Source organism: Agromyces sp. NPDC057679, assembly GCF_042799635.1.
GTDB lineage: Bacteria > Actinomycetota > Actinomycetes > Actinomycetales > Microbacteriaceae > Agromyces.
This window is the reverse complement of the sequence record NZ_JBHVIK010000003.1, coordinates 611,759-631,655: the sequence shown is the minus strand read 5'-3', so window position 1 is coordinate 631,655 and position 19,897 is coordinate 611,759. Positions and strand designations below refer to the sequence as shown.

Here is a 19,897-nt window from a genome sequence, read left to right as displayed (position 1 = left end):
AGTCATCCATGAACCGTGGGGCGGCCGGCCGTGAGGCCGGTCGCCCGCTCGGAGGAAAGGACCACGCAATGGCGCTTCTCGAGGTCTCGAATCTCGTCGTCGACATCCCCACCGAGGACGGCACCGTGCATGCCGTGCAGGACGTCTCCTTCGCCGTGCACGAGGGCGAGTTCTTCGGCATCGTCGGCGAGTCGGGATCCGGCAAATCCGTGATGGTGCAGTCGATCATGGGGCTCGTCGCCGGTGCGCGCACGAGCGGCACGGTCGACTTCCGCGGCCGCGACCTGCTCGCCCTCGACGGCGAGGCGATGCGCTCGGTGCGCGGCCGGGAGATCGGCATGATCTTCCAGGATCCGCTCTCGAGCCTGCACCCCCAGTACACCGTCGGCTGGCAGATCGTCGAGCAGATCCGCGCCCACGAGAAGATCTCGCACCAGGCGGCGAAGGCGCGGGCGATCGAGCTGCTCGAACGCGTCCGCATCCCCGACGCCGCGGCGCGGTTCGACGCCTACCCGCACCAGTTCTCGGGCGGGATGCGGCAGCGCGTGATGATCGCGATGGCGCTCTCGCTGGGGCCGGCGCTCATCATCGCCGACGAACCGACCACGGCGCTCGACTCCACCGTGCAGGCGCAGATCCTCGACCTGCTCGACGAGATGCGCCGCGAGTTCGGGGCGACCGTCGTGATGATCAGCCACGACCTCGGCGTGCTCGCCCGGGTCGCCGACCGGGTGATGGTGATGTACGCCGGTCGTCGTATGGAGCTCGGGACGAGTGCGAGCGTGCTCGGCTCGCCCGCGCACCCGTACACCGCGGGCCTGCTCCGCTCCTCCTCGTTCAACCGCGAGCCGGGCACCCCGCTCGTGCCGATCGGCGGCCGGCCGCCGAGCCTGCTCGCCCCGCCCGCGGGCTGCGCGTTCGCCGCCCGATGCCCCGACGCGATGTCGATCTGCTCCGAGCGCCCGCCGCTCCGCCGCTACGACGACGGCACCGAGGTCGCGTGCTGGCTCGAGGGCGAACCCGGCGAACCGCCGGCGCCCGAACCGCCGCCCGCGGTCGAGGCCCGCTCCGACGACCCCGCCGCCGACGCCTCGATCGTCCGCGTCGAGTCGCTGCAGCTCGCGTTCCCCCAGCGCCGCGCCCCAGCTCGGGTCGTGCTCGACGACATCACGCTCGAGGTGCGTCGCGGCGAGACCCTCGGGCTGGTCGGCGAGTCGGGCTGCGGCAAGACGACGCTCGCCCGCGCGATCGCGGGGCTCGTCGCGCCGACCTCGGGCAGCGTGACCTTCGACGGCCACGAGCTCTCGACGCTCGGCCGACGCGAGTGGCGCTCGCTGCGTCGCCGGGTCCAGGTGGTGTTCCAGGATCCGTTCGGCTCGCTCAACCCGCGACGCCGGGTCGGCTCGATCATCGGCGATCCGTTCCGGATCCACGGGCTCGCCTCCGGCGTCGAGCGCCGCGCCGAGGTGCAGGAGCTCATGGAGCTCGTCGGCCTCAACCCCGAGCACTACAACCGCTTCCCGTCGCAGTTCTCGGGCGGCCAGCGCCAGCGCATCGGCATCGCCCGTGCGATCGCGCTGAAGCCCGAGCTCGTGATCCTCGACGAGCCCGTCTCGGCGCTCGACGTGTCGATCCAGGCGCAGGTGCTGAACCTCCTCGACGAGCTGCAGCGCACCCTCGGACTCACCTACCTGTTCATCTCGCACGACCTGTCGGTCGTGCGCCACGTCTGCGACCGCATCGCGGTGATGGAGGGCGGACGCATCATCGAACTCGACGACGCGGATCGGCTCTACCGCGACCCGCAGCAGCCGTTCACGAAGCGCCTGCTCGCGGCGGCCGCGCCCGAGATCCCGCACACGCCGGCCAGACGGAAGCTCGTGCGCGCCGCGCGGCCCAGGGAGGCCGGTCCCGCGCCGGTGCTCCTGCCGGAGCCCGCGATCGGAGGGACCCGCCGATGAGCACCTCGACCTCGAAGCCCCCCGCCCCCCGGCTCGCCACGCCGAAGACCGCCGCGATCGCGGCGCGCAACGCCGCCGACGTGCAGCTGCGCGGCTCGTGGTCGCTGACCTTCGCGCGGCTGCGCCGCGACCCGGCGAGCATCGCCTCGATCGCGGTCATCCTGCTCATCGTCGCCTTCGCACTCGGTGCACCGCTCGTCGCGGCGTGGACGGGCCACGGCCCGACCGAGCAGTTCCGCGAGACCGGGCTCAGCCCCTCCGGCATCCCGGTCGGCCCGTCCGCCGAGTTCCTGTTCGGCGCCGACCAGCTCGGGCGCGACGTCCTCGTCCGGCTCGCGTACGGAGCGCAGGTGTCGCTGCTCGTCGGCGTCGTCGCCTCGATCGCCGCCTCGCTCATCGGCGTCGTGGTCGGTGTCGTCGCGGGCTTCTTCGGCGGCACCGTCGACACGGTCCTCAGCCGCATCACCGATCTCGTGATGAGCGTGCCCTTCCTGCTCTGCGCGATCGCGCTCGTCGCAGTGCTCGGGCCGAGCCTGCCGCTGTCGATCGCCGTGATCGTGTTCTTCAGCTGGACGGGGCTCGCCCGGGTCATCCGCGGGCAGGTCATCGCGCTCCGCCACCGCGAGTTCGTCGAGGCGGCGCGCTCCCTCGGCGCGGGTCGCGTGTCGATCATGTTCCGCGACATCCTGCCGAACCTCGTCGTGCCGATCATCGTCTACACGACCCTCATGATCCCGTCGGCGATCGTGTTCGAGGCGACGCTCTCGTTCCTCGGCCTCGGCATCGTGCCGCCGACGCCGAGCTGGGGCAACATGCTCGCCGACGCGGCGAACGGGTCGCTCTACCTCATCGCGTGGTGGATGGTCGTGGTGCCCGGCGGCGCCCTGCTCGCCCTCACGCTCGCATTCAACCTGCTCGGCGACGGCCTGCGCGATGCGCTCGACCCCGCCGCATCGAAGGGGGGCAAGGGCAAATGACCCGCTTCATCCTCTCGCGCGTCGGCTTCGGCCTGCTCGTGCTGTTCCTGCTCAGCGTGTTCGTGTTCGTGCTCTTCTACGTCTCGCCGTCGGACCCCGCCCGGATCATCGCGGGCGACAAGGCGACCGAGGAGCTCATGGCGCAGATCCGCGTGAAGCTGGGGCTCGACCAGCCGATCTACGTCCAGTACCTGAACTTCATCGGCAACCTGCTCCGCGGCGACATCGGCTTCTCGTACCGCTCGGGCCTGCCGGTCTCCGACCTGCTGTACGCGCGCATCCCGGTGACGATGTCGCTCGTGTTCGGCGCCGTCGTGCTGTGGCTCGCGATCGGCATCCCGATCGGCATCGCTTCGGCGAAGCACCCGGGAAGCCTCCGCGACCGGCTCGGGCAGGGCTTCGCGATCGTCGGCATCAGCTTCCCGACGTTCGTGCTCGGCATGATGGCGCTGTTCCTGCTGTACTTCCTGCCGACGAAGGCCGGGGTCACGCTGTTCCCGCCCGGCGGGTACGTGCCGTTCGCGCAGGATCCGCTCGGCTGGGCGTGGCACCTGATCCTGCCGTGGACGACGCTCGCGCTCGTCGTCGCGGCGGTGTACGCACGGCTCACCCGCGGCCAGATGCTCGAGGTGCTCGGCCAGGACTACATCCGCACGGCGCGCGCGAAGGGCCTCACGGAGCGCCGGATCACGTACACGCACGCGTTCCGCAGTGCGATGCCGCCGCTCGTCACGCAGCTCGGCATCGACATCGGCCTCATGCTCGGCGGCGTGATCGTCATCGAGCAGGTCTTCGGCCTGCTCGGGGTCGGCAGCCTGGCCGTGACGAGCGTCGCGATGCAGGACCGCCCCGTGGTGATCGCGATCGTGCTCCTCGGCGGCGTCTTCGTCGTCGTCGCCAACCTCGTCGTCGACCTGCTCTACGCCGTGCTCGACTCGCGCGTGCGGACGGCCGCACGATGAGCGGCGCCGGCTACCTCGTCGGTCGGGACGTCCTCGCCCGCGAGCTGTGGACCGACGTCCCGCTCGACTGGGACGACCCCGACGGCGAGACGATCCGGGTGTTCTCGCGCGAGCTCGTCGACGCCCGCCGCGCGCACGAGCGCCTGCCGCTCCTCGTCTACCTGCAGGGCGGACCGGGCGGCAAGTCGCCCCGGCCGACCGGCCGCGACGGCTTCCTCGCGGCCGCACTCGAACGGTTCCGCGTGGTGCTGCCCGACCAGCGGGGGACGGGGCGCTCCACGCCGCTCGACGGCGACGCGTTCGCCGCCCTCGACGCGGCCGAGCAGGCCCGCCGGCTCTCGCTGCACCGCGCCGACTCGATCGTGCGCGACCTCGAGGCGGTGCGGAAGGCCCACTACGACGGCGAGCCCTGGTGGACGCTCGGCCAGAGCTACGGCGGGTTCCTCACGCTCCACTACCTCTCGGTCGCCCCCGACGCGATCGTCGCGGCGGCGATCGCCGGGGGACTGCCGTCGCTCGACCCCTCGGCCGAGCAGGTCTACGCCCGCACCTTCCCACGCGTGCGCGCGAAGAACGCGGCCTTCGACCGTCGCTTCCCGCACCTGGTCGAACGCATCGGCCGGGTCGCCGACCACCTCGACGCGCACGACGTGCGCCTCCCCGACGGCGACCGGCTCACCGTGCGGCGACTCCAGACGCTCGGCTTCGACTTCGGGATGGCGGTCGGGTTCGACCGCGTGCACTGGGTGTTCGACGAAGCCTGGGCGGATGCCTCGGAGACGCGCCTGTCGACGACCTTCCTCGCCGAGGTGCAGCGGCTCACCGGCTTCGAGCGCAACCCGCTGTTCATCGCGCTGCAGGAGAGCATCTACGGCGAGGGGCCGACCGCATGGGCGGCCGAGCGAGCCCGGGCGGCCCACCCCGACTTCGACCCCGCGGCTCGGCCGCTGCGCTTCACCGGTGAGATGGTGTTCCCGTGGATGTTCGAGGAGATCCGGGCGCTGCGCGGCTTCCGTGCCGGCGTCGAGCGGCTCGCCGGGTCGCGGGTGCCGATCGCGCTCTACGACCCGCCGCGCCTCGCCGCGAACGAGGTGCCCGTCCAGGCGGCCGTCTACCACGACGACATGTACGTGGATGCGGGTCTCTCGCTCGAGACGGCCGCACGCGTCGGCGCCCTCGAGGCGTGGATCACCAATGAGTTCGAGCACGACGGCCTGCACCAGGGCGACGTCGCCGAGCGACTGTTCACCGCCCTCGAGGTCCGCCTCGGCATGGCACCAGCACCGGATGGCCCGCGCACCGCGGGCCGGGAGGAGACCCGATGACCACCAATGACGCCCCCGACGCCGTCGCCGAACTCGTCGTGCCCGCGACGGCGGCGCCGGCCGCCCCTGCGCGATCGATGCCGCAGCCGGCCGAGCCCGACCCGCGCATGCCGCGGCTCGCCGAGGCGCCCGGCTTCAGCGAGTGGATGCTCCAGGGCTGGGGCGAGGCCGATCGCACGCCGGTCGTGCCGTCGGGCGCCGCCGAGGCCGGCGCTCGACACCGGGGCCGGCTGGGGGAGGCGCTGCCGGGCCGCGTGCTCGCCGTCGCCGCGGGCCGGGCGCCCATGCGGGTGAACGACAACGCGTACGAGTTCCGTGCCGACAGCGACTTCCTGTGGCTCGTCGGCGCCGCGATCGAGGATGCGGTGCTCGTGCTCGACCCGGTCGCGGGCGGCCACGAGGCGACGCTGTACCTGCCGGCACCCTTCCGCCCGGGCGACGCCGGATTCTTCGCGGACCCGCTCCGCGGCGAACTCTGGGTCGGCCCGATGCCCGGTCTCCGCGAGTACGGCGACGCGCTCGGCGTGCGCACCCGGCGCCTCGAGGAGCTCGAACTGCCCGCCGACGCCCTGTTGGCCGGCACGCCCGCCGCCTCGGGCCCGGCCGCCGCGCTCAGCACCCGCCCCCGTTCGTCCGAGCTCGACCGGGTGCTCGCCGAGCTCCGCATGATCAAGGACGAGTGGGAGCTCGAGGAGCTGCGCGCGGCCGTCGACACGACGATCGACGGGTTCGCCGCGACCGCGCTCGAGATCCCGCAGGCGGTGCGCCGCGGGGGAGAGCGCTGGCTGCAGGGCACCTTCGACCGGCACGCGCGCACCTTCGGCGCCGGGGTGGGCTACGCGTCGATCGTCGGCTCGGGCGCGCACGCGCCGGTCCTGCACTGGGTGCGCGCAGAGGGCGACGTCGACCCCGAGGCCCTGCTGCTGCTCGATCTCGGCGTCGAGCGCCGCTCGGGCTACACCGCCGACGTCACGCGGACGCTGCCCGCATCGGGGCGGTTCTCGACGGCGCAGCGGGAGGTCCACGACCTCGTCGAGCGGTCGCACCGTGCGGGCCTCGCGGCCGTCGGACCGGGTCGCGACTGGGCCGACTTCCACACCGCCTGCATGGAGGTGCTCGCGACGGGACTCGCCGACTGGGGGCTCCTGCCGGTCTCGGTCGACGAGGCCCTCTCGCCGGGGGGCCAGCAGCACCGCCGCTACATCGTGTGCGGGGTCGGGCACCACCTCGGCATCGACGTGCACGACTGCTCGACGGCGAGTCACGCCGCCTACCAGGGGGCGAAGATGCGCCCCGGAATGGTGCTGACCGTCGAACCCGGGCTCTACTTCCACGCCTTCGACGAGACCCTCCCGCCCGAGCTCCGCGGCCTCGGGGTGCGCCTCGAGGACGACCTCGTGGTCACCGGCGAGGGCAGCGAGGTGCTCTCGGCCGGGCTGCCCATCGACGCCGACGGCATCGAGGAGTGGATGGCGCGTCTGCGATGACGCGCCGACGCGGCGCCGGTTCGCGGGAGACCGCCGAATCTGGCAGAATAGGGGGTTGGATCGCCGCCCGACCCTCTATCAGGCCGTGGTCCGACCATTTTCGAGCTTCCGCCGGGTGTGCACCCCACGCTCCAGGCGATCGGTTCAACCTTTCTACACATTCAGGAGAATCGTGGCTGTCAAGATCCGTCTCAAGCGTCTCGGCAAGATCCGTGCGCCGTACTACCGCATCGTCGTCGCCGACTCGCGCACCAAGCGCGACGGTCGTGTGATCGAGGAGATCGGCAAGTACCACCCTACCGAGCAGCCCTCGTTCATCGAGGTCGACTCGGAGCGTGCCCAGTACTGGCTCTCCGTCGGCGCACAGCCGACCGAGCAGGTCGCCGCCATCCTCAAGCTCACGGGCGACTGGGGCAAGTTCAAGGGCGACGCGAACGCCGTCTCGACCGTGCAGACGAAGGCCGCCAAGGTCGAGTTCGTCGCCGACGAGAAGAAGAAGCCGGTGCTGAAGCCCAAGGCCGAGAAGCCGGCACCCAAGGCCGAAGAGGCCCCCGCCGAGGCAGAGGCCGAGGCTGCGGAGACCGCGACGGACGAGGCGTAAGCCTTGCTCCAGTCCGCGCTCGAACACCTCGTCAAGGGGATCGTCGATCACCCTGACGACGTGAGGGTCGTCTCCGCGTCGAGCGCACGTGGCGAGGTCCTCGAGGTTCACGTGAACCCCGAGGACCTCGGTCGCGTCATCGGACGCGCCGGCCGTACGGCCAAGGCGCTCCGCACGCTCGTGACCGCGCTGGCCGATGGCCGCCGTGTGCGTGTCGACGTCGTCGACACCGACGACTGACGTGGCCGACGCACCGGGTACGCAGCTCCGGGTCGGGCGCCTGACGAAGGCGCACGGCCTGAAGGGCGCCATCAAGCTCGAGCTCTACACCGACGACCCCGAGCGTCGCTTCGTCCCCGGCGCCGTGTTCTCGCTGCAGGTTCCGAAGGACTCGCCGTGGCACGGCAAGCACCTGACGCTCCGAGAGGTGCGCTGGTACAACGGGCAGCCCGTCGGGTTCTTCGAGGGCGTCGACGACCGCACGGCGGCCGAGACGCTGCTGAAGGCCATCCTCTGGGTCGACCAGGTCGACGACGAGGATCCTGAAGACGACGCCTGGTACGACCACCAGCTCATCGGGCTCGCCGTGCTCCGAGATGGCGTGCGCATCGGCGAGGTCGTGCACGTCGAGCACCTCCCCGCACAAGACCTGCTGATCGTCCGCGTCGACCATGAGCGTCCCGGCGGTCGCGACGTCATGGTGCCGTTCGTCTCGGCGATCGTGCCCGAGGTCGACCTCGCCGCAGGCACCCTCACGGTCACCCCGCCGGCCGGGCTCTTCGAAGAGCTCGCCGAGAGCGGGTCGGCCGATGACGAGGCCTCGCCCGCCGGCGACGGCGACGCAGCCGCCGAATAGGCCCCCGATGCGCGTCGACATCGTCACGATCTTCCCCGAGTTCTTCTCGGTGCTCGACCTGTCGCTCCTGGGCAAGGCGCGCGAGTCCGGCCTCCTCGAGGTGACCGCGCACGACCTGCGCGACTTCACGCACGACCGTCACCGCACCGTCGACGACACGCCGTACGGCGGCGGTGCGGGCATGGTCATGAAGCCCGAGCCGTGGGGCGAGGCCCTCGACTCGATCGTCGGCGACGAGGCATCCGAGGCACTGCTCATCGTGCCCTCGCCCGCGGGCGAGCCGTTCACGCAGGCGATCGCCCGCGAACTCGCCGAGGAGCAGCACCTCGTCTTCGCCTGCGGGCGCTACGAGGGCATCGACCAGCGCGTCGTCGACCACTACTCGACGCGCATGCGCGTGCGCCTCATCTCGCTCGGCGACTACGTGCTCAACGGCGGCGAGGTCGCCGTCATGGCGATGATCGAGGCGGCGGGGCGGCTCGTCCCCGGCGTCGTCGGCAACCCCGAGTCGCTCGTCGAGGAGTCCCACGAGAACGGCCTGCTCGAGTACCCGAGCTACACCAAGCCCGCCGAGTGGCGCGGCCTCGAGGTGCCGCCGGTGCTCCGCTCCGGCAACCACGGCGCGGTCGCCGCATGGCGGCACGAGCAGCAGCTCGAGCGCACGCGTCGCGTGCGACCCGAACTGCTCGGGGAGGGGTCGGGCGGCACGAACGCGTGAGCCGTTCTTCACGCGCCCGAAACATCGGGCTCGCCGCCCCGTAACACCCGCTTCATACCGTCGAATCGGCGGGCACCACCGATTCCCCGCCGGAGAGCGCGGGTCGGAGCATGGTCGTCACGAGTGCAGTGCCGGGCCCGCGCGATGACGACGCGGCGGTGGCAGCGCCGCTCCGTCTCGTCGCGGTGACGCACGGTGCGCCCTCCGGGGCCAATCGGGAGGCGATCATGCGCCTCGTCGACGGCGTCGCCTCGGCCAGGCCCGAGCTCGACGTCGCCATCAGCTTCGTCGACGCCCGCGACGGCGACCTCGCCGTCGACCTCGTGAGCGGCGACGGCCCTGCGCCGGTGATCGTGCCGCTCGTGCTGTCGGCGGGTTTCCACGTGCGCACCGGGCTCTCCCTCGGGCTCCAGCGGATCGGGGCGGATGCGGGGCTCGCCGAGGCGCTCGGCCCCGACGACCGCATCGTCGAGGTGCTCGCGGGCCGACTCGCGCGCGCGGGCCTCGAGCGCGACGACGCCGTCGTGCTCGCCGCCGCCGGGTCGAACGACCCCCGCGCGGTCCGGGAGTGCTTCGAGACCGCCCGCAGGCTCGGGCTCAAGCTGGGCCGATCGGTCACGGTCGGCTTCATCGCCGCGGCGATCCCGCGCCTGCCCGACGCGATCGAGATGATCCGCGAGGTCCACCCGGGCGAGCGCATCGCGGTCGCCCCGTACCTGCTCGCGCCGGGCGCCTTCTCCGATGCGGCTGCCGCGTCGGGCGCCGAACTCGTGGCCGATCCGCTGCTCCTGCCCGGCGAGCCCGCTCCGGCCGAGCTCGTCGCGCTCGTGCTCGACCGCTACCGCGAGGCCGAGGCCGAGCGCCGGGTCGCGGTGTAGGCCAACGCGGCCGGCGCGCGCCGACCGTCGCTGCCGCGATGATCAGCCGGCGAGACTCGGCGCGTCGTCGGGTTCGCCGGCGGGGGAGGTGACGCTCGCCGCCGCTGCGACCCGCGCGAGCACCTCGGCGATCCGCCCCTTGCAGCCGCCGCAGCCCGTGCCCGCACGGGTGTCGCGCCCCACGCACTCGACCGTCGTGCTGCCGCCCGCCGCCGAGGCCTCGATGCGTTCCACCGTGACGCCGTTGCACCAGCAGACCGTCGCGGCGGGGGCGAACGCGTCGCCCGAGGCTGCGGGGTCGTCGTCGGGTCCGTCGAAGCGGAGCAGCAGCGAGCGGTCGGCCGGGAGCTCGCCTCGGCGCTCGAAGAGCAGCGTCAGCTCGGCGGCGGTGCGCGGCATCCCGACGCTCGCGAACGCCGTGAGCACGCCGCCCTCGGTCACCATCTTCACGTAGCGGTGGTGCTCGGGGTCGGCCCACTGCGCCACCCGGCGCTGCGGGTGCGCGGGGTCCTCGTCCCACGGCTCGGCCCCGACGTCGCCGACGGCGACGACGTCGAGGTGCTCGGCCTTCAGCATGACGATCGGCTCGCGCTCGGCGGGCGGCGCAGCGCGTTCGGCCGGCGGCGCAACGCCTTCGTCGCGCGGCGAGCGGTCGGCGCCGTCCGTCGTCGAATCAGCGGATGCCTCGTCGCGGGCCTCGGCCGCGAACCTCGCCGCGAGCCAGTCGGCCTGCCGCCAGCCCGGTCCGATGAGACCCGACGGCGCGCCCGGCAGCGTGCGCTCGTGCGCGTTCTCCTCGGTGCGTTCGACGATCTGCGCGCAGTCGCCGATGGCGAAGACGGCGGGGTCGCTCCAGGAGGCGAGCCAGGGGTGCACGACGATGCCGGCCGCCGTGCGGAGCCCGGCGAGCGTGGCGAGCTCGGTGCGGGCGCTGACGCCGCACGAGAGCACGAGCAGGTCGCCGCGGAGCTGCTTGCCGTCGGCGGTGACGAGTTGGTCGAAACGTCGCGTGCCGTCGGCCTCGTCGCGGAAGCCGACCGCCTCGGCTCGCGAGTTCACGACGACGGTGACGCCCGTGCGCCGGAGCGCGGCACGGAGCACGAGCCCCGCGCCCCGATCGAGGTTGCGGGGCATCGGGTGCGGGCCGTGGTGCACGACGCAGACGTCGGCGCCCGCGTGCGCGGCCGCGAGCGCGAGTTCAAGTCCGAGCACCCCGGCGCCGAGCACGATGATCCGGCGGCGCGCTCGGACCGCGGCGAGCACCTGCTCCGCGTCGGCGAGGTCGCGCAGCGCGGTGACGCCGGCCGGCAGCGCGTCGTCGCGGCCGACGAGCGCGTCGGCGTACTTCTCGAGGGAGACGAGGTCGCGACGATGGCGCTCGACGCCGTCGAGGGTCGGCACGTTCGCGCGGGCGCCCGTCGCGAGGACGAGACGGTCGTAGTCGAGACGTTCACCCGTGTCGAGCTCGACGGTGCGGGCGTCGCGGTCGATCGCGCGGGCGGCGACGCCGAGCCGCATCCTGACCCCGGCGGCCTCCGCGGCCGCGCGATCGCCGACGAGCATCGACTCGAGCTCGGTGCCGCCGACGGCGTACTCGGCGACGAGCACGCGGTTGTACGCCTCGACCGGTTCGCCGCCGACGACGGTCAGGTCGAGCGAACCGTCGGCGACGGACGGCAGCAGCTCCTCGACGAAGCGGGCGCCGACGGGGCCGTACCCGAGGAGGACGATGCGCTGCGGCGTGGTCATGTCGAGGCTCCGGCTTCTGCGAGGCGCGCTGCGGGGCGCAGGCGCACGCGATTGGTCTTGAACTCGGGCATGGCCGACACGGGGTCGACGAGGTCGCTCGTGAGCAGGTTCGCCGCACGGTCGTCGCCGAAGTGGAACGGGAGGAACACCGTCTCGACCCGCACCTCGGTCGTGAGCCGGGCACGGCAGGCGACGCGCCCGCGGCTGTTCGCGAGCTCGATGAGCTCGCCGTCGGCGATGCCGAGGCGCTCGGCGGTCGCCGGGTGGATCGACGCCCGCAGCTCGGGCTCGGCGGCGAGCAGTTCGGGCACGAGCCTCGTCTGCGCCCCGCTCTGGTAGTGCTCGAGCAGGCGACCGGTCACGAGGGTGAGTTCGTCGGGCGCGGGGCCCTCGAGCACGCCCGGCCGCACCGTGACCGCGACGAGCCGGGCGAGCCCGTCGGCGTGCGCGAAGCGCTCGGTGAAGAGCCGCGGGGTGCCGGCACTGCCGCGCGGATACGGCCAGTACGCGGCCTCGCCCCGATCGAGCATCGCGTAGTCGATGCCCGAGTAGTCGGCCGGGCCGCCCTCCGAGGCGAGCCGGAGCTCCTCGAACACCCGCTCGGGGTCGGTGTCGAACGTCGCCGGGCAGCCGAGCCGCCGGGCGAGCTCGGCGAGCACCCACAGCTCGTCGCGCGTGCCCTCGGGGGCCTCGATCGCTCGCCGCCGCCGCAGCACGCGCCCCTCGAGCGAGGTCATCGTGCCCTCCTCCTCGGCCCACTGCCGCACCGGCAGCACGACGTCGGCGAGCGCCGCCGTCTCCGAGCGCACGAAGTCGCACACCACGAGGAGGTCGAGGGCGGCGATCCCCGCCCGCACGTCGGCGACGTTCGGCGAGGAGACGACGAGGTTCGAGCCGTGCACGAGGAGCGCCCGCACCCCGCCGTCGCGGCCGAGCGACTGCAGCAGCTCGACCGCGGGAAGCCCGGGGCCCGGGAGCGCCTCGGGCTCGACGCCCCACACCCGGGCGACGTGGGCGCGGGCGGCCGGGTCGGTGATCTTGCGGTATCCGGGCAGCTGGTCGCTCTTCTGTCCGTGCTCGCGCCCGCCCTGCCCGTTGCCCTGTCCCGTGAGCGTGCCGTAGCCGCTGCCGCGACGACCCGGCAGACCGAGCAGGAGGGCGAGGTTGATCGCGGCGGTCGCGGTGTCCGTGCCGTCGACGTGCTGCTCGACGCCCCGCCCGGTGAGGATGTAGGTGTTCCCGCCGGCCGCGAGGCGCCGGGCGAGCCGGCGGATCGAGGCGGCGGGCACGCCGGTCACCGACTGCACGCGTTCGGGCCACCAGCTCGACACCGACCGTCGCAGTGCGACGAACCCGAGCGTGCGCCGCTCGACGTAGTCGGCGTCGACGAGGCGCTCGGCGATGACCTGATGGATGAGGCCGAGGAGGAGCACGAGGTCGGTGCCGGGCGCAGGCGCCAGGTGAACTCCCTGCCCGTCGTCGGTCAGTCGTGCGGTCGCGGTGCGGCGCGGGTCGACGACCATGAGCCCGCCGGCCGACTGCGCGCCGGCGAGGTGCCCGATGAACGGGGGCATGGTCGCCGCCACGTTCGACCCGAGGAGGAGGATGGTGTCGGCCGCGTCCAGGTCCTCCACCGGGAACGGCAGCCCCCGATCGACGCCGAACGCCCGGTTGCCCGCCGCCGCAGCCGACGACATGCAGTAGCGCCCGTTGTAGTCGATGCGGCTCGTGCCGAGGGCGAGCCGCGCGAACTTGCCGAGCAGGTACGCCTTCTCGTTCGTGAGGCCGCCGCCGCCGAAGACGCCGACGGCGTCGGCGCCGTGCTGCTCGCGGATGCCTCGGAGTCGGCCCGCGACGAGATCGAGGGCCTCGTCCCAGCTCGCCTCCGCGAGCTCGCCGTCCGCACCCCGCACGAGCGGCACCCGGAGCCGCGCGGTGCTGCCGAGCAGTTCGGCCGAGGTCCACCCCTTCTTGCAGAGCCCCCCGCGATTCGTGGGGAAGTCGCGGGCGGCGACGCTCACCGGCGCCGTCGACGAGGGCGACGCCGTGGCATCCGGTTCGCCGAGCGTCATCGCGCACTGCAGCGCGCAGTACGGGCAGTGGGTGTCGGCTGAGGCTCGTGACATCCGTGCTCGATTCAGATCTGCTGTGCGCGCGCCCGACCGGGACGGACGTAGACGAGGGCGGTCAGTGCGAGGAGCACGGCGTAGCCGGCGACGAAGCCGAGGAAGGCGCCCGCGTAGCCGCCCGTCGCCTGGAACGAGAGGTTCAGCGCCTGGGGGATGAGGAAGCCGCCGTACGCACCGATCGCCGAGATGAGGCCGAGCGCCGCGGCCGCCTTGCGCTTGCGAGCCGTCTCGTCGCCCGAGGCGCGCAGGGCGAAGACGATGGGCACCATCCGGTAGGTCGAGCCGTTGCCGACGCCCGCGGCGGCGAAGAGCAGCAGGAACAGTCCGAGGAAGCCCCAGAACCCGGTGACGGGCAGCGCGAGGACGACCGCGAGGGTGATCGCGCCCATCGCCGCGAAGGCGCACATCGTGATGCGGGCGCCGCCGAAGCGGTCGGCGAGACGCCCGCCGTACGGGCGCGCCAGCGAGCCGACGAGTGCACCGAGGAAGGCGAGGCCGATCGACGTGCCGCCGACCTCGAAGGTCGAGAACTCGGGGAACTGGTCGACGATGAGCTTCGGGAACACGCTCGCGAAGCCGATGAACGAGCCGAAGGTGCCGATGTAGAGCAGCGACAGCACCCAGAGGTGCGGCTCCCGGAGGGCCGCCGCCGAACCCGCGAGGTCGGCCTTCGCGTTCGAGAGGTTGTCCATGCGGCGCCACGCGCCGATCATCGCGACGACGATGAACGGCACCCAGATCCAGCCGGCGAGCGGCACGTTGAGGGATGCCCCCGCACCGATCGTGATGACGATCGGGACGGCGAACTGGGCGACGGCGGCGCCGAGGTTGCCGCCCGCGGCGTTGAGCCCGAGCGCCCAGCCCTTCTCGCGCTGCGGGTAGAAGTAGGTGATGTTCGACATCGAGCTCGCGAAGTTGCCGCCGCCGAACCCGGCCAGCGCGGCGGCCGCGAGGAGGACGCCGAAGGGGGTCTCGGGGTTTCCGACGCAGACGGCGAGGGCGATCGCCGGCGCGAGCAGCAGTCCGGCAGAGATGATCGTCCAGTTGCGGCCGCCGAAGCGGGGCACGAGGAACGAATAGGGGATCCGCAGCGTCGCGCCCACGAGGCTCGGAATCGAGATCAGCCAGAAGACCTCGCCCGTCGAGAGCGCGAATCCGGCGTCGGGCAGCGTCACCGCGACGATCGACCAGAGCTGCCAGATCACGAAACCGAGGAACTCGGCGAAGATCGACCAGCGGAGGTTGCGGCGGGCGATCGCGCGCCCCTCGGCCTGCCACTGCTCGTGGTCCTCCGGATCCCAGTGGTCGATCCAACGGCCCGGGCGCATCACGAGCGCAGGCGCCGGTGCGGCGGCGGCGGTGGTCGGTCGGTGCTGCTCGGTGCTGACGGTGTCGGTCATCGGTGCCTCCGGTGCGGTCGTACGTGAGCGGAACTCGTGCGGCCGACGCTACGGAGCCGGTGTTTCCGCCGATCGTGCCGCCCGTGAACGACTGGTCTCGAGGTGCTCACCCGCTGCCCGGCGGCGTGTGAGGGGCGGCTCAGACATCGATCCGGTATCCGCGCTTGACCACGGTGGCGATGAGGCCCGGCACCCCGATCGTCTGCCGCAGTCGGCTGAGTGCGACCTCGAGGGCGTGCAGGTCGCCCGTGCCGGGCAGCCCCGACGCGAGCCGGTCACGGGCGACGACGGCGCCGTGCGCGAGCACGAGCGCGCGCAGCAGGGCGAGCGCGACGGGTGCGAGCGGCACCCGGCGGTCGTCGATCTCGAGCACCGACCCGCGCAGGGCGAGCTCGCCGTGGCGTGTGTCGAGCCGGAGCACGCGCGACTGCTCGAGGTGCTCGCAGAGCAGGCGGATGAGCGCCCCCATCCGGAACCGCTCGGGCTGGATGGGCACGATCCCGGCGTCGAGGAGCGGCGCCGCCGTGACCGGGCCGACGGCCGCAGCGACGACGGGCCCGCACATCGCGTCGACGAGCTCGTCGTATCGGCCGCGCGCCTCGGCGGCCCCGAACAGCGCGTGCACGGCCGGCGCGCTCGTGAAGGTGACGGCGTCGAGCCCGCCCGAGCAGGCGGCGTCGATCAGCCGATCGACCCGGTCGTCGTCGGCGTCGGTCTCGACCCATCGGTACGGCTCGACGGTGAGCACCCGGGCGTGGGCCTCGCGCAGGCGGTCGAGCTGGTGCGCCTGGAGGAATCCGTGCAGCTGCACCGCGATCGTGAGCCCCCGCGGGTAGCGGTCGAGCACCTCGTCGATGAGCGACTCGGTCGTCTCCTCGGCGCTCATGCCGACGTCGTTCAAGCCGGCGGCGCGGATCCCGCCGCGTGCCTTCGGCCCGCGGACGAGGATCGCGGTCGCCTGCAGCGCCTCGACGAGGTCTTCGCCGAGACCGGCCGAGTCGGCGACCTCGAACCAGCGGCGCACGCCGTAGGCGGTAGTCGCGAGCAGCACATCCGGGCGCGCGGCGATGATCGCGCGCGTGTCGGCGATGACGGGGTCGTCGCTCGCCGCGTTCGCCATCCGCAGGGTGGGGGCGTGCAGCACCTGGGCGCCGCGGCGGGCGAGGGCGTCGATGAGGTCGGCCGAGCGCCGATCGCTGGTGACCCCGATGCGGAACCCCGCCAACTGGTCGGGCCGGAAGCCCGGCGGGCACTCCGCGGCATCCGTCATGCGATCACCGCCCTCGCGGCCGCGCCGGCGATGAGTTCGGCGGCCGACGCCGAACCGTCGTGCGCGAGGCGCACGACCTCGCCGACGACGACCACCGCGGGGGAGGCGACGCGCGCTCGCGCGGCCGTCGCGACGATGTCGGCGAGGGTGCCGACGGTCGTGCGCTGCTCCGCGCTGAAGCCGCGTTCGACGATCGCGACCGGATGCTCCGCCGGGAGGCCGTGCCGGGCGAGCCCGGCCGCGAGCGACGGGAGCGTGCCGACGCCCATGAGCACCACGATCGTGCCGCCGAGCCCCGCGAGGTGGGCGAGTTCGTCGTCGGTGAACGGGGCGTGCCCCGAGACCACCGTGACCATGCGGCTCACCTCGCGATGCGTGACGGGGATGCCGGCTGCGGCCGGCACGGAGATCGCGCTCGTCACGCCCGGAACCACCTCGACGGGGATCCCCGCCGCGTGGCAGGCGAGCACCTCCTCGCCGCCGCGGCCGAACACGTACGGGTCGCCGCCCTTCAGGCGCACGACATGGGCGCCGGATGCCGCGTACCGCACGAGCATCGCCTCGATCTCGTGCTGCGCAACGGCATGGTGACCCGGGGTCTTGCCGACGTCGACGATCTCGGCGCCCGGCGCCAGCGCGGCGAGCTCCTCGTGCGGTGCGAGCCGGTCGACGAGGACGACATCGGCCTCGGCGAGGGCACGCACCGCACGGACCGTGAGCAGGTCGACGGCGCCCGGGCCGCCGCCCACGAGCGTGACGCGGCCGGTCATGCGAGCTCCTCCCGCGTCGGGATGGTGGCGCCCGCGATGAGCACCGCCCGCCCGTCCGCGCGCTCCTCGGCCGTGGCGGGCCGGAACTGCTCGCGCTCGGCGACCCGGGCGATCGAGGGGTCGGGCGTGTTCGGGGCGTTCACGAAGGAGCGGAACCGGCGCAGCCGCTCGGGGTCGGCGAGCGTGGCCGCCCACTCGTCCTCGTAGTGCTCGACGTGGGTCGCCACGGCCGCCTCGAGCTCCTCGGCGAGGCCGAGGCGATCGTCGACCACGACCTCGCGCACGTGCTCGAGGCCGCCCTCGAGGTCCTCCATCCAGCGCGCCGTGCGCTGCAGTCGGTCGGCGGTGCGGATGTAGTACATCAGGTAGCGGTCGATGTAGCGGATCAGGGTCTCGTCGTCGAGGTCGCTCGCCAGCAGCTGCGCGTGCGCCGGCTGGAATCCGCCGTTGCCGCCGACGTAGAGGTTCCAGCCCTGATCGGTCGCGATGACCCCGACGTCCTTGCCGCGCGCCTCGGCGCACTCGCGCGCGCACCCCGAGACGCCGAACTTGAGCTTGTGCGGCGAGCGCAGCCCGCGGTAGCGGAGCTCGAGGCGGATCGCCATCGCCACCGAGTCCTGCACGCCGTAGCGGCACCAGGTCGACCCGACGCAGCTCTTCACGTTGCGCAGCGCCTTGCCGTAGGCCTGGCCGGATTCGAAGCCGGCGTCGACGAGCTGCTTCCAGATGTCGGGCAGCTGGTCGAGCCGCGCGCCGAACAGGTCGATGCGCTGGCCGCCGGTGATCTTCGTGTAGAGCCCGAACTCCTGCGCGACCGCGGCGATCACCGCGAGCTTGTCGGGCGTGATCTCGCCGGCGGGGATGCGCGGCACGACCGAGTAGGTGCCGTCCTTCTGCATGTTCGCCATCGCGCGGTCGTTCGTGTCCTGCAACCCGCCGCGGCCGCCGTCGAGGATGTAGGAACCGTGCTGGGTGGCGAGGATCGAGGCGATCACCGGCTTGCAGATGTCGCAGCCGCGGCCCGTGCCGAGGCGCTCGATGATCGCCTCGAACGAGGTCAGCCCGATGACGCGCACCGACTCGAACAGGTCCTGGCGGGAGAGCTCGAAGTGCTCGCACAGCGCCTTCGACAGGGTGACGCCCGATTTCTTCAGCTCGCCCTCGAGGAGCTTCTTCACGAGCGGGACGCACGAGCCGCACTGCGTGCCGGCGCGGGTGCACGCCTTCAGCGCGCCGAGCTCGGTACAGCCCTCTGCGTGTTCGTCGCCCGCGATCGCGTCGCGGATGCTGCCGGCCGTGACGTTGTTGCACGCGCACACGAGCGCGGCAGCGGGGAGTTCGTCGCCCGCCGGCGGCTCGACGCCCGACGCCGAGAGGTACGCGGCCGGCTCGCTCGAGAGCTCGGTGCCGAGGAGCGGGCGCAGGCTCGAGTAGGGGGAGGCATCGCCGACGAAGATGCCGCCGAGGAGGGTCTTCGCGTCGCCCGTCATGACGAGCTTCTGGTAGAGCCCGCGTGCGGGATCCGCATAGACGATCTCGAGGGCGTGCGGGGTGCGGGCGAGCGCATCGCCGAAGCTCGCGACGTCGACGCCCGAGAGCTTCAGCTTCGTCGCGTCGTCGACCGTCGTGAACTCGGCCCCGCCGCCGAGCAGGCGGTCGGCGACGACCTCGGCCATCGCGTTGGCCGGCGCGACGAGCCCCGTGCAGCGCCCGTCGAAGCTCGCGACCTCGCCGATCGCCCGCACGTTCGGGAGGGACGTCGCGCAGGCCGAGTCGATCGCGACGCCGCCGCGGGGCCCGAGCTCGAGACCGAGTTCGCGGGCGAGCTCGTCGCGAGGGCTGATGCCGATCGCGAAGACGACGAGATCGCACTCGATGCGCCGCCCGTTCGCGAGCTCGACGCCGACGACGACCTCCTCGTCGACGAGCAGCGCCGTCGGCCGGACGCCGAGGTGCAGGCCGATGCCCTGGCCCGCGATGATGCGGCCGAGCGCGCGACCAGCACCCTCGTCGAGCTGCGCCGACATGAGCCAGCCGCCGGAGTGCACGATCGCGGCGTCGGCACCGAGCGCGGCGAGGCCGCCGGCGGCCTCGAGCCCGAGCAGGCCGCCGCCCGCGACGACCACGCGGGCGGGCCGGCCGTGATGCACGGCGATCGCCGCGGTCTCGGCGACGAGCGCGTCGACATCGTCGATCGTGCGGTAGACGCGGGCGTGCTCGGAGCCCGGCAGCTCGGGCACCGGCGCGCTCGAACCGGTGGCGAGCACGAGTTCGTCCCAGTGCAGCCGTCGTCCCGTCGAGGTCGTCGCCGTGTTCGCGTCGGCATCGATCGCCACCACGCGCTCGCCGACGACGAGCTCGACGTGCCCCGCGTCCCACATCGTGCTCGGCTGGAGTGCGAGGTCGATCGTGCCGTCGGCGAGACGGGTGCTGAGGGCGACCCGGTCGTAGGGGGCATGCGGCTCCTCGCCGACGACCGTGACGCGCAGGCTCCGCCCCGCATCGCGGGCGTGCAGGCTGTCGGCGAGCCGATGGGCGGCGGGTCCGCCGCCGACGACGAGGACGTCGCGCACCCCGGCGCTGGGGCGGTGCTCGGTGGTGCTGCCGGTCATGCTGCCTCCCCGGATCGGTTGAGGCGAGCGTAGGAGCGGGGCGTTTCGGGGCTGTTTCGTCGCGGTAACTGTGAAGCGCGTGCGCCGCACGCCTGCCCTCGGCCGATGTGAGGCGGTCTTCACCGTGCCGAAACACCGCGACCGGCCGGCGGAAACGAAGCGCGGCTAGCGTCGGCCGCAGGCACCGCCGGGCACGAGCGCC

General features: G+C 73.1%; 16 protein-coding genes. 10 read left to right on the top strand and 6 right to left on the bottom strand.

Annotation, left to right across the window (positions count from 1 at the left end):
• Window positions 1-8 precede the first annotated feature (8 nt).
• The 10 genes from ACFVAJ_RS15925 (at window position 9) to ACFVAJ_RS15880 (ending at window position 9,765) form a co-directional block, all read left to right on the top strand.
• Entirely contained in the window at window positions 9-1,961 is a 1,953-nt protein-coding gene (locus ACFVAJ_RS15925; RefSeq protein ID WP_376945758.1) for a dipeptide ABC transporter ATP-binding protein, read from the top strand.
• Window positions 1,958-2,938: an ABC transporter permease gene (locus ACFVAJ_RS15920; RefSeq protein WP_376945756.1), complete on the top strand. Its 981-nt coding sequence runs from the start codon at window positions 1,958-1,960 to the stop codon at window positions 2,936-2,938. Before ACFVAJ_RS15925 ends, ACFVAJ_RS15920 begins: the two co-directional genes overlap by 4 nt.
• Window positions 2,935-3,900, top strand: a complete 966-nt coding sequence (locus ACFVAJ_RS15915) for an ABC transporter permease (RefSeq protein ID WP_376945754.1) — start codon at window positions 2,935-2,937, stop codon at window positions 3,898-3,900. The genes ACFVAJ_RS15920 and ACFVAJ_RS15915 overlap by 4 nt, the downstream gene beginning before the upstream one ends.
• Window positions 3,897-5,225, top strand: coding sequence for an alpha/beta fold hydrolase (locus ACFVAJ_RS15910; RefSeq protein WP_376945752.1), 1,329 nt, complete (start codon window positions 3,897-3,899; stop codon window positions 5,223-5,225). Before ACFVAJ_RS15915 ends, ACFVAJ_RS15910 begins: the two co-directional genes overlap by 4 nt.
• Complete coding sequence (locus tag ACFVAJ_RS15905; RefSeq protein WP_376945750.1) at window positions 5,222-6,712, top strand: aminopeptidase P family protein; 1,491 nt, start codon at window positions 5,222-5,224, stop codon at window positions 6,710-6,712. The genes ACFVAJ_RS15910 and ACFVAJ_RS15905 overlap by 4 nt, the downstream gene beginning before the upstream one ends.
• Window positions 6,713-6,884: 172 nt before the next feature.
• The gene (rpsP, locus tag ACFVAJ_RS15900; RefSeq protein ID WP_376945748.1) at window positions 6,885-7,313 is read left to right on the top strand and encodes a 30S ribosomal protein S16; all 429 of its coding nucleotides are present in this window, start codon (window positions 6,885-6,887) and stop codon (window positions 7,311-7,313) included.
• A gap of 3 nt (window positions 7,314-7,316) precedes the next feature.
• On the top strand, window positions 7,317-7,553 hold the full coding sequence (locus ACFVAJ_RS15895) for an RNA-binding protein (protein WP_121475435.1): 237 nt from the start codon (window positions 7,317-7,319) through the stop codon (window positions 7,551-7,553).
• On the top strand, window positions 7,510-8,169 hold the full coding sequence (rimM, locus tag ACFVAJ_RS15890; protein ID WP_376945746.1) for a ribosome maturation factor RimM: 660 nt from the start codon (window positions 7,510-7,512) through the stop codon (window positions 8,167-8,169). The genes ACFVAJ_RS15895 and rimM overlap by 44 nt, the downstream gene beginning before the upstream one ends.
• A gap of 7 nt (window positions 8,170-8,176) precedes the next feature.
• Window positions 8,177-8,887 carry a tRNA (guanosine(37)-N1)-methyltransferase TrmD gene (gene trmD, locus ACFVAJ_RS15885; RefSeq protein WP_376945744.1) on the top strand — a complete coding sequence of 237 codons (711 nt, stop codon included), beginning with the start codon at window positions 8,177-8,179 and terminating at the stop codon, window positions 8,885-8,887.
• Between the two features lie 110 nt (window positions 8,888-8,997).
• Window positions 8,998-9,765, top strand: a complete 768-nt coding sequence (locus tag ACFVAJ_RS15880) for a sirohydrochlorin chelatase (RefSeq protein ID WP_376945742.1) — start codon at window positions 8,998-9,000, stop codon at window positions 9,763-9,765.
• Between the two features lie 42 nt (window positions 9,766-9,807).
• On the opposite strand, the gene ACFVAJ_RS15875 is transcribed toward ACFVAJ_RS15880, so the two are convergent.
• The 6 genes from ACFVAJ_RS15875 to nirB all read right to left on the bottom strand — a co-directional run bounded on the left by ACFVAJ_RS15875 (window position 9,808) and on the right by nirB (window position 19,695).
• Window positions 9,808-11,514, bottom strand: a complete 1,707-nt coding sequence (locus tag ACFVAJ_RS15875; RefSeq protein ID WP_376945740.1) for an FAD-dependent oxidoreductase — start codon at window positions 11,512-11,514, stop codon at window positions 9,808-9,810.
• A complete protein-coding gene (locus tag ACFVAJ_RS15870) occupies window positions 11,511-13,640 on the bottom strand; it encodes a molybdopterin oxidoreductase family protein (protein ID WP_376945738.1) in 2,130 nt (709 codons plus the stop codon). The genes ACFVAJ_RS15875 and ACFVAJ_RS15870 overlap by 4 nt, the downstream gene beginning before the upstream one ends.
• 11 nt (window positions 13,641-13,651) lie before the next feature.
• Window positions 13,652-15,043 (bottom strand): MFS transporter, encoded by a 1,392-nt coding sequence (locus ACFVAJ_RS15865; protein WP_376945736.1) that lies wholly within the window; start codon window positions 15,041-15,043, stop codon window positions 13,652-13,654.
• Window positions 15,044-15,182: 139 nt separating this feature from the next.
• Complete coding sequence (locus tag ACFVAJ_RS15860) at window positions 15,183-16,313, bottom strand: uroporphyrinogen-III synthase (RefSeq protein ID WP_376945734.1); 1,131 nt, start codon at window positions 16,311-16,313, stop codon at window positions 15,183-15,185.
• A complete protein-coding gene (gene cobA / locus ACFVAJ_RS15855; protein WP_376945732.1) occupies window positions 16,310-17,083 on the bottom strand; it encodes a uroporphyrinogen-III C-methyltransferase in 774 nt (257 codons plus the stop codon). The genes ACFVAJ_RS15860 and cobA overlap by 4 nt, the downstream gene beginning before the upstream one ends.
• Complete coding sequence (gene nirB, locus ACFVAJ_RS15850; protein WP_376945730.1) at window positions 17,080-19,695, bottom strand: nitrite reductase large subunit NirB; 2,616 nt, start codon at window positions 19,693-19,695, stop codon at window positions 17,080-17,082. The genes cobA and nirB overlap by 4 nt, the downstream gene beginning before the upstream one ends.
• Window positions 19,696-19,897: the final 202 nt, after the last annotated feature.

Coding starts and splice junctions, on each gene's coding strand:
- ACFVAJ_RS15870 (WP_376945738.1), bottom strand. CDS start 13,640: ATGTCACGAGCCTCAGCCGACACCCACTGCCCGTACTGCGCGCTGCAG.
- ACFVAJ_RS15920 (WP_376945756.1), top strand. CDS start 1,958: ATGAGCACCTCGACCTCGAAGCCCCCCGCCCCCCGGCTCGCCACGCCG.
- cobA (WP_376945732.1), bottom strand. CDS start 17,083: ATGACCGGCCGCGTCACGCTCGTGGGCGGCGGCCCGGGCGCCGTCGAC.
- ACFVAJ_RS15875 (WP_376945740.1), bottom strand. CDS start 11,514: ATGACCACGCCGCAGCGCATCGTCCTCCTCGGGTACGGCCCCGTCGGC.
- nirB (WP_376945730.1), bottom strand. CDS start 19,695: ATGACCGGCAGCACCACCGAGCACCGCCCCAGCGCCGGGGTGCGCGAC.
- ACFVAJ_RS15915 (WP_376945754.1), top strand. CDS start 2,935: ATGACCCGCTTCATCCTCTCGCGCGTCGGCTTCGGCCTGCTCGTGCTG.
- ACFVAJ_RS15860 (WP_376945734.1), bottom strand. CDS start 16,313: ATGACGGATGCCGCGGAGTGCCCGCCGGGCTTCCGGCCCGACCAGTTG.
- trmD (WP_376945744.1), top strand. CDS start 8,177: ATGCGCGTCGACATCGTCACGATCTTCCCCGAGTTCTTCTCGGTGCTC.
- rimM (WP_376945746.1), top strand. CDS start 7,510: ATGGCCGCCGTGTGCGTGTCGACGTCGTCGACACCGACGACTGACGTG.
- ACFVAJ_RS15865 (WP_376945736.1), bottom strand. CDS start 15,043: ATGACCGACACCGTCAGCACCGAGCAGCACCGACCGACCACCGCCGCC.
- ACFVAJ_RS15905 (WP_376945750.1), top strand. CDS start 5,222: ATGACCACCAATGACGCCCCCGACGCCGTCGCCGAACTCGTCGTGCCC.
- ACFVAJ_RS15925 (WP_376945758.1), top strand. CDS start 9: ATGAACCGTGGGGCGGCCGGCCGTGAGGCCGGTCGCCCGCTCGGAGGA.
- ACFVAJ_RS15910 (WP_376945752.1), top strand. CDS start 3,897: ATGAGCGGCGCCGGCTACCTCGTCGGTCGGGACGTCCTCGCCCGCGAG.
- ACFVAJ_RS15880 (WP_376945742.1), top strand. CDS start 8,998: ATGGTCGTCACGAGTGCAGTGCCGGGCCCGCGCGATGACGACGCGGCG.